A 12,290-nucleotide genomic window follows, 5' to 3' on the forward strand; every position below is an offset into this window, starting at 1 on the left:
CCTAGTCGGGCAGATCCTCCACCGCCGGATCCCGGCGCTGGAGGATCTGCCCGACTAGGTGGTGTCGGCCCGGAGTTCGCGCCGGACGCGGGAGATGAGGTGGTGCGCGTCGGCCCCGTAGACGGCGGAGGCCTGGAGGGTGTCCCAGGCGCGCTCGTACGTGGCGACGGCGGAGGCGTCGTCTATCCAGAGTTCGGCGTGCCAGTCCTCCACGATGACGAGCCTCTCATCGAAGATCCAGAAGCCGTTGGCGGGCGGAATCCGCAGCGGGGCACCGAACGGGATGATCCCGAGCTCCACGGTGTCCATACCGATCACACCGGCCAACCGGTCGAGCTGCGCCGCGAGTACGGCGGGTGGACAGACCATCGCGTGCAGGGCCGCCTCCCACATGACGATCCGGTACCTGCCGCCCGGCTCGTACAGACCGACCTGTCGTTTCATACGCGCGCGCACGGCGTCCTCTATGTCGCGCGGCGACCGGTGCAGGTTCGCGTAGCGGGTGAAGATGTGCCGCGCGTAGTCGGCGGTCTGCAACACGCCGACGATCATCGCCCCTTCCCAGGCACGGAAGGTCTCGGTCCGGGCGAACTCCGCGTTGAGCGTTTCCTGTACGGCACGGTGCCCGGAGGCGAGTTGGCGACGCCAGGAGCGCGTGTGCGACTCGAGAGCGGCCAGCCGCGACGTGAGTTCCGCGCCCGCGTTCGGGTGTGCCGTCCCATCCGCCCATCGGCGCAGGTCGTCGGCTGTCGCGGTCTGCTTGCCGTTCTCAAGTTTGCTGACCTTGGACTGCGGCCAGCCAAGACGTTCCGCGAGCTGCAACCCGGTGAGATCGCCCGCCTTGCGCAATTCGCGAAGCCTCATACCCAGGGCCTCGCGAGCCACTTGATAGTCACTCACCGGGTCACTGCCTATTCTGCGGCTGCTACCTCTGCCGCGAACACTTCGTAGGGAACGGCGGAATGAAGCGCCGCGTCACGCGCCTGTGCGTAACGCAGCACCGCGGCCGGCTCCGTGATCAGCTCGACATCGACCAGATTGTCGTCGGCGTCGAAGTTGAGCAGGGCGACGAGCCGCGAGTCGAGAAGCCAGAAGTCCTCGTCGGGCAGGCCGAGCCCGTCGGTGTCACCGCGTCGCAGAATACGGATGTCCTCGCCGACCGCGCTGTTCCGCCTGGCGTTGTCGAGGAGATAGAGCTGTCCGGTGGTCGGCGGGCTGTCGACGACGCGCACCCGCCCGAACTTCTTCCCGAGCGCCACCTGTTCGCGCCGCTCGTCGCACCATGCGGCGTCGACGCCGTCCCACTGGACGGGCTCACCACGGGTGAACTGGGCGAAGGTGTCGGTGACTTCGTCCGAGCCGTACCGGCGTCGGGTTTCGAGACGCCAGGCCGTGTGCTTGAAGGTGGTGAACAGACCGTCGAAGGCAGCCAGATCGATGATGTGCGGGGCGCGATCCTTGGGGCCGAAGTCCGCGAGAAGTTCACGCGGCACGACGATGGCCGTCTCTCCGGGGGAGAGATGCCGAAGCTGTGCGATGTCGCCGGGCTCGGCGAGTGGCGGGCCGTGCACGATGACCTCTCCCGTATCCAGGTCCTCGTGGACGGACGGACACCCGTTGACGCCCGAGCCGGTTCCGTTGAAGCGGAGTCGCCGCACCATGATCATGCCCTTTCGTGGGGAAGGCCGACCCGTCCAGCATCATCGGGCGCGCGGCCCCGCACTACAGACTGCCCCCACCCTCGTGAGAATGACGGCGAATAGCCGAAAGTTCTCGGGAATATTCGAGAATGATTCACCGTGCTCGCCAGGTCCCCTCCCTAGCGTCCTGCTCATGGCACCTCCGGACGCCCCCCGTCCGCCGAGCGAAATGAGCGACCATGGGCTATCTGCGCCCCACCTTCGCATGGCTGGAGATCACCGGCCTCTGCAACGAGAACTGCCGCCACTGCTATGCCGGTTCCTCCCCACAGGGCGATCACGGCAGCATGACCGTGGCGGACTGGCGCCGTGTCATCGGTGAGCTGAGGGGCATGGGCGTGCGCAACGTCCAGTTCATCGGTGGCGAACCCACCCTGCACCCGGCCCTGCCCGAACTGATCCGGCACGCGATCGCCAACGGCATGCGGATCGAGGTGTTCTCGAACCTGTCCCACGTCGGCGAAGCGGTCTGGGCCGCGCTCCGGATCCCGGGCGTGCGCCTCGCGTTCAGCTACTACAGCGACACCCCCGCCGACCACGACGACGTGACGATGACACGCGGCTCGCACGCCCGGACCCGCGCCAACGTGGCGAAGGCGCGCAGCCTCGGCATCCCCTTACGCGGCAGCGTCATCGGCGTGCTCGAAGGGCAGCGTGGCACGCAGGCCCGCGGCGATCTGCTCCAGCTCGGGGTCCGCGACGTACGGACGGACCGTATCCGCCCGTTCGGCCGGGGCGCGGACGGCAGGGACCCGAGGATGGACCGGCTCTGCGGGCGGTGCGGGCGGGGCAAGTTCGCCGTTTCGCCGGACGGTGAGGTGTGGCCGTGCGTCTTCGCCCGGTGGATGCCGCTCGGCAACGTGCGGGAGCGGAGCCTGAGCGACATCTACCTGGGCACCCCGATGCGCGCCGCCCGCGCGGAGCTTCAGGCCGTGTTCCCGGACACCGGCGTCTCGATGTCCCCCACCTGCCTGCCCGACTGCAACCCCTCGTTCGAGTCGTGCACCCCGCGGACCGCGTGCGCGCCGGACGCCTCCTGCGGACCGACCGAGGACGACGGGGTGATCGGCGCGCCCGGGCGGTCCGTGCGGTACTACGACCCCGGCGTCTCGGGTACGGATTGCTGACCACGGCCGCCCCGCCGTGCGCGTCCGGTAGCGTCGTCACCGACCGTTCCGTCCCGCGTACAGGGAGCAGCCCCCGCCATGAGCAGTGAACTCCTCTACGTGGCGCGCCGCGACGCGTACGCCGCGTTTCTCACCGCCGCCGACGCCGAGTCCAGCGTCGCCTGGCACCGGCTGGACGGCCGCTTCCCCGACGGCGGCGCGGCGGTGGCCGCCGTCGACGCCGCGTACGCCGCGACCCGGGCCGCGTTCAACGTCATCGCCGTCGAGGGCGTCGGGCCGGTCGGGGAGGCCCGCGAGACGTTGGAGCGGCTGGCCGCCATGCACAAGGACGGCGGTCTGGCACCTGACTGGAAGGCGTTCAAGGCCGCGCGGGAAGCCTTCGTCGTCGCGGCGGCGGAGTTCTTGAAGGCGTCGCGGCGGGCGTAGGCGGCGTGGCCGGACGTGTCAGGCGTGCCCGGACGTGTCAGGCGTGCCCGGCGGTGATCGTCGCGTGCGGGAACAGCGCGCTGAGGTCGGGGGCGGTGGGGCCGGGGTCGTAGAGGTGGACGGTGCGGACCGACGGCAGGCACAGGCCCGACCCGGCGGCCCGCGACGCGTGCCGCGCCGACAGGCTCAGCCGGTGCAGTCTCGGCAGCTCGCGCAGGCTCTCCAGCGACATGTCCTGGGGGCATTCGGACACGGACACGACCTCCAGAAGCGGGAATTGGCCCAGCACCGACACCTCGTCGACCGTGCCGCGCAGGTCGAGCCGGGTGAGCAGACCCGGGTCCAGGTAGGCGAGGAGGCTGTTGGCGGTGAAGTCGCCCACGAGGCGCATCCAGGGACGGCCGCCCAGCTCCCGCAGGGCGCGGAGTTCCGCCACGGAGTGGGCGATCAGGTACAGGTCGTCGTACGGGAGCTGGGCGATGACCTCCCTGCCGTACACCTCGATGCCGAACCGGTGCCAGAACAGGGCGAGTTGGCCTCGTACGTCCGGTGACGGGTGGCTCGTGAAGCGCGTCAGATACGGGATCGCCGCGTCGGTCCCGATGAGCGACGCCGTGCGGACGCACAGCTGGGCGTGCTCGTCGTCCGGCAGTTCCTCCCGCCCGGGCAGCAGGTCGAGGGCGAGCGGTCCCATCGAGCTGAGTTCGGTGACCGCCTCGGGCGTACGGGGCGGAATCAGCGCGGACACGCCCAGTTCCAGCTCCTCCCGTACCGCCGGGTCCAGTTCCGTGGCCTGTTCGAGGCAGGACGCGGCCAGCAGCACGGCCCGCGTCGAGCCGCCGTGCAGCAGCTCGCGCAGGATGTCCGCCCGGTCACGCGGGCGCCCCTGCGCGACCGCCATGCGGATGACGTCCTCCCACTGGTCGTCGGCGGCGTGCTTGCGGATCATCCCGAACGTGCCCTCGTCCAGGATCGCCCGCGCCCCGAGGAAGTCCTGGAACGTGCGATGGCAGAACTCGATCGCGTCGGGCGTCGGTGCGCGCAACAGCCCGCTGCGGTCGAGCAGATGGCCGAGTACGGTCCCGGCGTCCCCCAGCGCCGCCATCTCGGGCAGCGCCGGCAGCGCCTTGCCGATCTCGGCGAGCGCGCGGTCCCGGCCCATCTCCGTACGGCCGTCCTTGATCAGCCAGTAGGCGAGCCGCTGAACGATCTGCAGCTGCGGCTCCTCTCGCAACTCGACCCCGCTCACGCCGCGTTCACGGTCCCGGCGGGTGAGGAGCATCGTGAGCGCGGCCTGGTACAGCTCCTTGCGCCCGACCGGCAGAAAACCGTGGCGGTCCCGGTGCAGGGCGCAAATGAGCCCGCACATCAGGGGGTTGGTGGCCAGCCGTCCCAGATCGGGCTTGGTCCGGATGGCGGTGAGGAGCTGCGCCTCGTATGCGGCCAGCGCCTCGTCCTCCTCGTGGGCGCCGGTGCGGGCCGCCGTGTGCCACCGCCCGACGAACGACCGGACGTCCGCCGACCGCATCGGTGTCAGCCTCATCTCCACGAACTCGTCCTCCGCCAGCCACTCCTCCGCGACGGCGGACGGACGCGAGGTGACGAGCCAGCGGTTGCCCGGGTAGGCGTCGGCCAGGTCGCGGAGCCAGTCGCGTACGTGGGCCCGTTCGGTCTCGGGCACCTCGTCGATGCCGTCGACCAGCAGTAGTCCGCGCCGGCCACCCAGGACGCGGGCCTGCCACCCGGGCGGTTCCTCACCGGCCAGCGGTACGCCCATGGCATCGAGGAAGTTCCTCGGGGAAGGGAGCTGGCCGCCACGGCGGGTCAGGGTGCGCAGGGGCAGGACGAAGGGGATCAGACCGGCCAGGTACGCCATGCGGTCGTCCGGGTCCCGGCGAGCGGCGGAGACGGCCAGCCACTGGATGAGCGTGGTCTTCCCGGAGCCCGCCTCACCGCGCAGGAGGACATGGTGGTGGCTGGCGAGCGCCTCGTCGGCGGGCCGGTGCCCCGCCCGGCGGCGGTGGTGGCCGAGCAGGAAGTCCTCGTACGCGTCGGCGGGCGACGTGGCCTCCAGGCTCAGGTAGGTCCCGTCCAGGAGCCACCTTCCGGGCGAGTTGACCAGGTCGATCCCGTAGATCTGCAACCGGCCGTGCTTCTTGACGATGTAGGCGAGGAAGCGTCGCTCGAAAGCGGGGTCATGGGCGTCCGGCCGGGGATTGCGGGCGATCAACTCATCCATCTTCGCGATGAGTTCGGCCTGGCCACGGGTCTGTTCCACCAGTGTGCGGGCGACGAAGGACGAGCGCTGGGTGAAGAAGTTGATGATGTGGAGGCAGGCCCACTCGGTGAGGGAGTCCAGGAAGTACGTGGCGTCGGCGGTCAACTGGCCGGTCGGCGCCCTCTGGTGGAGCTTGCGGGCCAGCTCCCGGTGGCCGAGCCGCACCGCCTGCACGTCGTCCATGTCGAGCCGGCCCAGCGCGAGCAGCTTCGCCGTCAGCGCGTCCGTGACCGCGGTCTTCTCGTCCGCCGGGCAGGGAGTCTCTCCCGGCGACTCGGCCGCTTCCCGGACCAGCCGGGCGGCGAGCCGGGCGACGTCCTTCTCCGTCAGCGTCCGCTTCTCACCCCGGAACGACACGAGCGCCGACAGCCGCACCGGCTTGTCGACCAGCCCGGCCCCCGGGCCCTCCTTCACGAACAGCTTGGTGACCAGCGGAGCGATGACGCTCGATGCCAGTCGGGTACCGATGACCGCGGGATCCATCCCCCACCCCCCGAATCACAGTACCGCCGAGGGGGGCCGGGGACGGCCCGCATCGGCGGGGCCGCGGCCCCCTCAAGCCGGGGCGCTGATCGGTTACCCGGCGGCCCCCGCCGGGTTCCTCAGTACCTCGATCACACTCGCGTAGCTGTCGGCGCCGTGACCCGCCGCAGTCGCCCGTGACATCGCGCTTTTCAGCAGCTCGGGCAGCGAGTTGTCGATCCCCCGGGACTCCGCCGCGTGGATGAGGTGGTCCACGGCCGCGAGTTGGACGTCGATCGTGGCGTCGTCGCCCGGGTAGTGGCCGGCGTCCACCTGGGGCGCGTACGTGGTCAGGAATCCCGCCACCGCAGTCAGCCAGCGGACCGCCACAGGAGTGAAGGCCGTCGCCTCCGTCTTCTCCGCGGTGACCAGCGCCGTGCCGTGCAGCCAGCCGGTCATGGTGGACCACATCAGGCCGAGCAGCGCGGCGTCGTAGAGGGAGGCCAGTGCGGGGTCGGCGCCCAGGTACAGGGGGTCGCCCAGGGCCGCGAGTGTCTGACGGTGGGCGGTGAAGACGGCCTCCGAGCCGCTGTACAGGAACATCATCTCGGCGCTGCCGACACCCGGCGGCGTCGTCATGATCGCGCCGTCGAGGTACTCCGCGCCGTGGGACCGGGTCCAGACCACAGCCTCGTGCGCCTGCTGCGGTGAGCCGGACGTGAGGTTGACGAGCACCTTGCCGGCGAGAGAGCCGTCGGCCGGGTCGAGTACGGCGTACAGCGACTCGTAGTCGAGCACGCAGACGACGGTGAGCGCGCTCGCCGCGACCGCCTCCGCGGGGGACGAGGCCAGCCGGGCACCCCGTTCCACCAGCGGCCCGGCCTTGTGCGGCGAGCGGTTCCACACGGTCGTCGGGTGGCCCCGGTCCAGCAGCGCTGCGGTCAGCGCCGAGCCCATCGAGCCCAGCCCGATGACGGTGACGGTGTCCTTGACGGCGGCCTTGACGGCTGCGCGGTCAATGTTCATCCCACAACTCCCCTTGTACGGCGGTTGATCACGTACGCCCCACGCTCGCAGCGCGCGCCGACCGTCACCAGTGGCGCCGGTGACGGCGACCACCAAATTCCTGCCATACGCTTCGGGGCATGAGCGCTGGTTCCGTCGCCGTCGTCGTGACCGAGGACATCGGGGTTCCGTCCTGGGACCTGTACGAGCTGAGCATCCCCTGCACCGTCTTCGGAAAGCCGCAGTCCGACCTGGCCGATCCCTGGTACGACCTGCGACTCTGCGGAACCGGCACGCCGCACGGCGACACCCCGCCGGCCGACACCGGTCTCGCGCTGCGCACCCGCTACGGGCTCGACGACCTGGCCGGCGCCGACACCGTCATCGTGCCGTCGGTGCCCGACGCGTGCGTGGAGGAGGGGGAGCCGCTGCCGGAGCCACTGATCGCGGCCCTGCGCGACGCGTACGACGCGGGCGCCCGCATGGTCTCCCTGTGCACCGGCGCCTTCGCGCTCGCCGAGGCCGGGCTGCTCGACGGGCGCCGCGCCACCGCCCACTGGATGCACACGGCCCAACTGGCCGCGCGTTACCCGAAGGTGCGGGTCGACGACTCGGTGCTGTACGTGGATGACGGCGACGTCCTCACCAGCGCCGGCCTGACCGCCGGGCTCGACCTCTGCCTCCATCTCGTACGCCGCGACCTCGGCGCCCACGTCGCCAACCAACTGGCCCGCCGCATGGTGGTGCCCGCCCACCGGCCGGGCGGCCAGGCGCAGTTCATCGAACTGTCCGTCCCCACCACCGACGACGAGGGACTCAGCCCCGTACTGGACTGGGCCCGCGCCCACCTCGACCGGCCGCTGACGGTCGAGGATCTGGCCCGGCGGGCCGCGATGAGCCCCCGGACGTTCTACCGCCGCCTCCAGGCGGCCACGGGGACAACGCCTTTGCAGTGGCTGCTCAACCAGCGCCTGGGGCGGGCCCGGGTCCTGCTGGAGTCGACCGATCTGCCGGTCGAGCGGATCGGGGAGCTGAGCGGTCTCGGCACGGCGAACAACCTCCGCCACCACTTCCTCAGACAGATCGGGGTGTCACCGAGCGACTACCGCCGCTCGTTTCCCCAATCCCGGGCGGAGAGTTCTTGGGCCAGTTCCATACAGCGCAGGCGGGCCGGGGAGAAGTCGTAGGGCATCTTGCCGATGGCTTCGAACGCGCTCATGGAGCCGGCCTCCCGCCTGCCGTCATCGCCGTCATCGGTAGGGGGATGCAGAACGTCCCAGGCGTCGAAGAGAGCCTCGTCGGCCTCGTCCAGGCCGGACTCCTCGATGACGGCATGCAGGGCGTTCTCGAAGGCATGGCGCTCGGCGGCCACTTGAGCCACCCGTGGGTCATCGACGGCGACGCCGTCATCGAGCGCCTCCTCGGCGGCGTCGACACGGTCGGAATCCGCCCGCAGAGCGGGACGCGTGGCCAGGGCGATGAAGCGGGTGGCCTGGACGGCCGCGCCGAGCGGGCCGAAGATCCGCTCGGTGACCAGCAGAGTGTCAAGGTCATCCTGGCGCAGAGAGCCCTCGGGCAGGCTCTTGAGGCGTTCGGTGACGAAGTCGGAGAGCAGACCCATCCGGCTGCCTTCGGTACGCATCCGCTGCACGGCGGTCCGCTGCCGCCGCAGTTCCGCCTCCTGCTCGGCGAGAGTTTCCTCCACCCGCTCCAGGATGCCCGCGATACCTTCCCCGCTGTCCGCGGTGGCGGAAGCCGTGTCGCTGGTGAACGCGTCCCGGATGTCGTCCAGTGCGATCCCGGCGTCGGCCATTCTGCGGATCCACAGCAGGCGGATCATGTCCTCGTACCCGTAGCGGCGGCGGTCGTCACCGCCCCGCTCGGGCTCGGGGAGCAGCCCGATCTCGTGGTAGTGGCGAATCGCCCGTGGCGTACTGCCGACGAAGGCCGCCGCGTCACCGATCTTGACCTGGCGGGGCGGCACGAAGGACGAATGCATGAGCCGGGACCTTTCCTCAAGTCCGCAAGGGATCGGGACGTAGGTCCACGGGACCACATGCCGCTACGGAAGGTGCAACCCGTACTCACCGTTCCCCGCCAATGGCGCCCTGTGACGATTCCGGGTAGGACTTGTCGTGAACACGCAACGCCACAGGGGCGTCGTCGTGCGAACCGAGGAGGCGAAGATGGGGAACTTACCCGCCACCCGCGTCAGATCGACTGTGATCGCGGGAGCACTGGTGGCACTGGCCGCCGCACTACTGACCCCCGGCTCGGCGAACGGCCAGAGCACGGCCGGGACGTTCAGCACGGCTGAGCTGAAGACGGCGCGGGAAGCCGTACTGGAGGCGGACGTCACGGGTACGGCGTGGAACGTGGACCCGGCGACCGGCAGGGTGCTCGTGTCGGTGGACGAGACGGTCTCCGCGCGCGAGATCAGGCACATCCGGCGCACAGCGGGCGAGTTGGCCGGCGCGCTGGAGTTCGAGCGGATCCCGGGCGAACTGGAGACGGCCGCCGAGCTGCGCGAAACGGCCGCCGAGACGGTCGAGACGGAGCCGTTCGTGAAGGGCGGCGAGTACATCTACGGGATCGACACGAAGGCGTCGCTCGGCTTCAACGCGGTCTACAACGGCCAGGATTACTTCATCACGGCGGGACACTGCACCAACGACGTGAGCCGCTGGTACCTGGACCCGTCGCTCACCACCTACATCGGCCCCACCGTCGCCTCCAGCTACCCGGGCAACGACTACGGGATCGTCCGCTACGACAACGCCACGATCCCCCGGCCCGGCACCGTCCGGTGCGGGCAGAACGAGATCGACATCACGGGGTCCGTCGAGCCCCGGGTCGGAATGCCGTTCAGCATCGCCGGTTACAACTGCCGCGCCGCCACGGTGCAGGCCGTCAACGTGACCGTCAACCTCGCCGACGGCATCATCCACGGGCTGTTCCGCTCGAACGCCTGCGCCGCCCCCGGCGACAGCGGAGCGGCCTCGTTCACCGGAAACCTGGCGCTGGGCCTGCTGTCCGTGGGCAGCGCCACCTGCACCACATCGGGCATCACCTACTGGCAGCCGGTCAACGAGGTACTCACCGCGTACGGGCTGACGCTGACCTGACCCGTCCTGCGGCACCCGCGCCGTCAGCGGCGCCCGAGCGCCCCGGCCTTGACCGCCGAGACGAACGAGGACCAGCCGGTGGCGGGGAAGACGAGCGCGGGGCCGTGGGCGAGCTTGGAGTCCCGGACGGGGACGACGGGGTGGCCGTCGGCTACCTCAAGGCACTCCCCACCGGCACCGCCGCTGTAACTCGACTTGCGCCATGCGGTGAAGTGCTCACTGCTGACCATGTTCGCGTCCCTTCGTACTGTGGTCTCTCAACGAGCCCAATTCGAGGCGAACTTCGCTCTCAGTCGGCGAGCGTCCCGGCCTTGACGGCGAAGACGAACGACGACCAGTCAGCCGCGGAGAAAACGAGCGCCGGCCCGTGAGGGGACTTGGAGTCCCGGACGGGGACGACGGGGTGGCCGTCGGCGACTTCGAGGCAGTCTCCGTTGCTGGGGCCGCTGTAGGTGGACTTGCGCCACCCGGTGAAGCGCTCATTGCTGCTCATGTTCATATCCCTCTGCTGCGGTCCTGATTAGAGCCAGTGATTGTTGTTGCGACAGCGAGTCGCTGAGCGCCAGGTCGTAGACGGTCTGGCAGTGGCTCACGTGAGCCGGATCATCCATGAGATAGCCCGTACTCACCCCCTCCGCATAGGCGATCGGTGGAGCGTCCGTGAATTTCATGAGGTACAGCAGCCCCTCGATCAGCGAGTGCGCCCCCACTTCGAAGGGCAACACATGGAGCCGCAGATGACCCGTGTCTGCCATGCCGGCGATCTTGCGCAACTGCTTCGCCATGACGTCAGGGCCGCCGACCTTCCGGCGGACCGCCGCCTCATCCAGCACGCACCACACTACGGGGCTTGACGGGCCGTCAAGGAGGGAATGCCGTTGCATTCGGTTGATGACCCACCGGTCAAGATCTTCCGTCCGGTGATTCGGCCGGTACGCGCGGAAGAGCGCCTTCGCGTACTCCTCCGTCTGAAGCAATCCCGGGATGAGCGAAGAGCCGTAGTGCCGGATCTCAACCGCCTGCTTCTCCAACTCCGCCGCAGCGGTGAAGTGTTCGGCGAACTTACCGTCCAGGTCCTCCAGCCACCGCTCGAAGAACCCGTCCGTCCCCAGCACCTTGTCCAGCCGCTTCGCGTCCGACGGGCTCGGCAGCCGTCGCCCCGCCTCGTAGTGGCTGATCAGCGTCGGGGAGCACATCATCTCCCGGGCCACAGCCTCCTGTGTCATGCCCGCCGCGATGCGTCGCAGCTTCAGTTCCTCCCCGTACTTCTCGCGAGGACTGCGCGGCACCCGTTGCTCCATCATCCGTACAACTCCCTTCCTTGAAGTGCTCGTTGTCAAGATCGAACCCCTTCCACGGTAGCGGCCACCACCCCACTCTGTAAGTGAAATGTCACAGAGAGCAACTTTGGAGGTGGCTTCCCATGTTGGTGAACCCGGCCCACGGGGATTCCGTGGTGCTGCGCTGGAGCCGGCACCCGCGTTGTGTCGGGCTCGCGCGGTGGGAGTTGCGGAAGGCGTTGGCCGGGTGGGGGCTCGCTCCGCTCGAAGAGGCCGCCGTGCTCGTGTTGTCCGAGCTGTTGACCAACGCCGGGCGGCATGCGCGCGTCTCGCCGGGGCGGGAGATCGAGACCTGGTACGTGCGGATGTCCGACACGCTGCGGATCGAGGTGCACGACGCCTCGCCCGAGTGGCCCGAGGTCCAGGAACCGGACCTGGACGCGCCCGGCGGCCGGGGGCTCGCGCTGGTCGCCGCGCTCGCTGACAGCTGGGGGGTCAAGGATCGCAACGGGCCCGGGAAATCCGTCTGGGCGGAGCTGTCACTTCCCGAGTGAGCGGCCTCCCCGTCCGCTGCACAGCCGCCCAGGACAAGAGAGCGGCGCCGCCGTCGTGCTCTGTTCTGTTTCTCGATCGTCCAGCTACCGTCACCGCATCGGTCACTGAGAGGGGAAGCCCATGACCCGAGAACTACAAATGCTCGGCACCAACAGCAAATCCGGTGAGTGCCCGACGCTGTACGAAGACGTGGAGACGGGAGAAATCCTTGTCCAGGGGTACACGGTCACGGATCCCGAGGTCTTGGCGCAGATGGCGAACCCTCTGAAGGGGGAGTCATTAGTGGTCGTGGACCGCGCGTTGCTCGTGAACTTCGCGCCGAAGGAGTGACG

The 12,290-nt window shown here is 69.6% G+C and carries 14 protein-coding genes; 6 read left to right on the forward strand and 8 right to left on the reverse strand.

Annotated elements, in window-relative coordinates; genetic code table 11:
- Nucleotides 1-54: 54 nt before the first annotated feature.
- Nucleotides 55-864: a helix-turn-helix domain-containing protein gene (locus BHU15_RS24575; protein WP_069629191.1), complete on the reverse strand. Its 810-nt coding sequence runs from the start codon at nt 862-864 to the stop codon at nt 55-57.
- Nucleotides 865-911: 47 nt separating this feature from the next.
- Nucleotides 912-1,661 carry a DUF6879 family protein gene (locus tag BHU15_RS24580; protein WP_069629222.1) on the reverse strand — a complete coding sequence of 250 codons (750 nt, stop codon included), beginning with the start codon at nt 1,659-1,661 and terminating at the stop codon, nt 912-914.
- A gap of 218 nt (nt 1,662-1,879) precedes the next feature.
- Between BHU15_RS24580 and BHU15_RS24585 the strand changes: the two genes are divergently transcribed.
- Nucleotides 1,880-2,827, forward strand: coding sequence for a radical SAM/SPASM domain-containing protein (locus BHU15_RS24585; protein ID WP_069629192.1), 948 nt, complete (start codon nt 1,880-1,882; stop codon nt 2,825-2,827).
- A gap of 78 nt (nt 2,828-2,905) precedes the next feature.
- Nucleotides 2,906-3,253, forward strand: coding sequence for a hypothetical protein (locus BHU15_RS24590; RefSeq protein ID WP_069629193.1), 348 nt, complete (start codon nt 2,906-2,908; stop codon nt 3,251-3,253).
- Between the two features lie 37 nt (nt 3,254-3,290).
- Here BHU15_RS24590 and BHU15_RS24595 read toward each other — a convergent pair whose 3' ends face one another.
- Together BHU15_RS24595 and BHU15_RS24600 are read right to left on the reverse strand one after the other, a co-directional pair.
- Nucleotides 3,291-6,014, reverse strand: a complete 2,724-nt coding sequence (locus BHU15_RS24595) for an NACHT domain-containing protein (RefSeq protein WP_069629194.1) — start codon at nt 6,012-6,014, stop codon at nt 3,291-3,293.
- A 93-nt stretch (nt 6,015-6,107) separates the two neighbouring features.
- On the reverse strand, nt 6,108-7,019 hold the full coding sequence (locus BHU15_RS24600) for an NAD(P)-dependent oxidoreductase (RefSeq protein ID WP_069629195.1): 912 nt from the start codon (nt 7,017-7,019) through the stop codon (nt 6,108-6,110).
- A gap of 119 nt (nt 7,020-7,138) precedes the next feature.
- Here BHU15_RS24600 and BHU15_RS24605 point away from each other — a divergent pair, with 119 nt between their 5' ends.
- On the forward strand, nt 7,139-8,185 hold the full coding sequence (locus BHU15_RS24605) for a GlxA family transcriptional regulator (protein ID WP_069629196.1): 1,047 nt from the start codon (nt 7,139-7,141) through the stop codon (nt 8,183-8,185).
- Here the strand turns inward: BHU15_RS24605 and BHU15_RS24610 are convergent.
- Nucleotides 8,101-8,997, reverse strand: a complete 897-nt coding sequence (locus tag BHU15_RS24610) for a MerR family transcriptional regulator (protein ID WP_069629197.1) — start codon at nt 8,995-8,997, stop codon at nt 8,101-8,103. The two genes, BHU15_RS24605 and BHU15_RS24610, sit on opposite strands and share 85 nt — an antisense overlap.
- Nucleotides 8,998-9,184: 187 nt before the next feature.
- Here BHU15_RS24610 and BHU15_RS24615 point away from each other — a divergent pair, with 187 nt between their 5' ends.
- Nucleotides 9,185-10,123, forward strand: a complete 939-nt coding sequence (locus BHU15_RS24615; protein WP_069629223.1) for a S1 family peptidase — start codon at nt 9,185-9,187, stop codon at nt 10,121-10,123.
- Nucleotides 10,124-10,146: 23 nt separating this feature from the next.
- On the opposite strand, the gene BHU15_RS24620 is transcribed toward BHU15_RS24615, so the two are convergent.
- From BHU15_RS24620 to BHU15_RS24630, 3 genes are read right to left on the reverse strand one after another with little or no spacing between them, the layout of a single operon-like run.
- Nucleotides 10,147-10,353 carry a DUF397 domain-containing protein gene (locus tag BHU15_RS24620; RefSeq protein WP_069629198.1) on the reverse strand — a complete coding sequence of 69 codons (207 nt, stop codon included), beginning with the start codon at nt 10,351-10,353 and terminating at the stop codon, nt 10,147-10,149.
- Nucleotides 10,354-10,412: 59 nt separating this feature from the next.
- The gene (locus BHU15_RS24625) at nt 10,413-10,616 is read right to left on the reverse strand and encodes a DUF397 domain-containing protein (protein WP_255293207.1); all 204 of its coding nucleotides are present in this window, start codon (nt 10,614-10,616) and stop codon (nt 10,413-10,415) included.
- Entirely contained in the window at nt 10,603-11,427 is an 825-nt protein-coding gene (locus tag BHU15_RS24630) for a helix-turn-helix domain-containing protein (RefSeq protein WP_069629200.1), read from the reverse strand. The genes BHU15_RS24625 and BHU15_RS24630 overlap by 14 nt, the downstream gene beginning before the upstream one ends.
- 119 nt (nt 11,428-11,546) lie before the next feature.
- On the opposite strand from BHU15_RS24630, the gene BHU15_RS24635 reads away from it, so the two are divergent.
- Nucleotides 11,547-11,957, forward strand: coding sequence for an ATP-binding protein (locus BHU15_RS24635; RefSeq protein ID WP_069629201.1), 411 nt, complete (start codon nt 11,547-11,549; stop codon nt 11,955-11,957).
- A gap of 121 nt (nt 11,958-12,078) precedes the next feature.
- Nucleotides 12,079-12,288 carry a hypothetical protein gene (locus BHU15_RS42180; protein ID WP_069629202.1) on the forward strand — a complete coding sequence of 70 codons (210 nt, stop codon included), beginning with the start codon at nt 12,079-12,081 and terminating at the stop codon, nt 12,286-12,288.
- Nucleotides 12,289-12,290: the final 2 nt, after the last annotated feature.

The sequence above is a fragment of the Streptomyces niveus genome (assembly GCF_001723055.1).
Lineage (GTDB): Bacteria > Actinomycetota > Actinomycetes > Streptomycetales > Streptomycetaceae > Streptomyces > Streptomyces niveus.

Coding starts and splice junctions, on each gene's coding strand:
- BHU15_RS24575 (WP_069629191.1), bottom strand. CDS start 864: ATGAGGCTTCGCGAATTGCGCAAGGCGGGCGATCTCACCGGGTTGCAG.
- BHU15_RS24580 (WP_069629222.1), bottom strand. CDS start 1,661: ATGGTGCGGCGACTCCGCTTCAACGGAACCGGCTCGGGCGTCAACGGG.
- BHU15_RS24585 (WP_069629192.1), top strand. CDS start 1,880: ATGGGCTATCTGCGCCCCACCTTCGCATGGCTGGAGATCACCGGCCTC.
- BHU15_RS24590 (WP_069629193.1), top strand. CDS start 2,906: ATGAGCAGTGAACTCCTCTACGTGGCGCGCCGCGACGCGTACGCCGCG.
- BHU15_RS24595 (WP_069629194.1), bottom strand. CDS start 6,014: ATGGATCCCGCGGTCATCGGTACCCGACTGGCATCGAGCGTCATCGCT.
- BHU15_RS24600 (WP_069629195.1), bottom strand. CDS start 7,019: ATGAACATTGACCGCGCAGCCGTCAAGGCCGCCGTCAAGGACACCGTC.
- BHU15_RS24605 (WP_069629196.1), top strand. CDS start 7,139: ATGAGCGCTGGTTCCGTCGCCGTCGTCGTGACCGAGGACATCGGGGTT.
- BHU15_RS24610 (WP_069629197.1), bottom strand. CDS start 8,997: ATGCATTCGTCCTTCGTGCCGCCCCGCCAGGTCAAGATCGGTGACGCG.
- BHU15_RS24615 (WP_069629223.1), top strand. CDS start 9,185: ATGGGGAACTTACCCGCCACCCGCGTCAGATCGACTGTGATCGCGGGA.
- BHU15_RS24620 (WP_069629198.1), bottom strand. CDS start 10,353: ATGGTCAGCAGTGAGCACTTCACCGCATGGCGCAAGTCGAGTTACAGC.
- BHU15_RS24625 (WP_255293207.1), bottom strand. CDS start 10,616: ATGAGCAGCAATGAGCGCTTCACCGGGTGGCGCAAGTCCACCTACAGC.
- BHU15_RS24630 (WP_069629200.1), bottom strand. CDS start 11,427: ATGATGGAGCAACGGGTGCCGCGCAGTCCTCGCGAGAAGTACGGGGAG.
- BHU15_RS24635 (WP_069629201.1), top strand. CDS start 11,547: ATGTTGGTGAACCCGGCCCACGGGGATTCCGTGGTGCTGCGCTGGAGC.
- BHU15_RS42180 (WP_069629202.1), top strand. CDS start 12,079: ATGACCCGAGAACTACAAATGCTCGGCACCAACAGCAAATCCGGTGAG.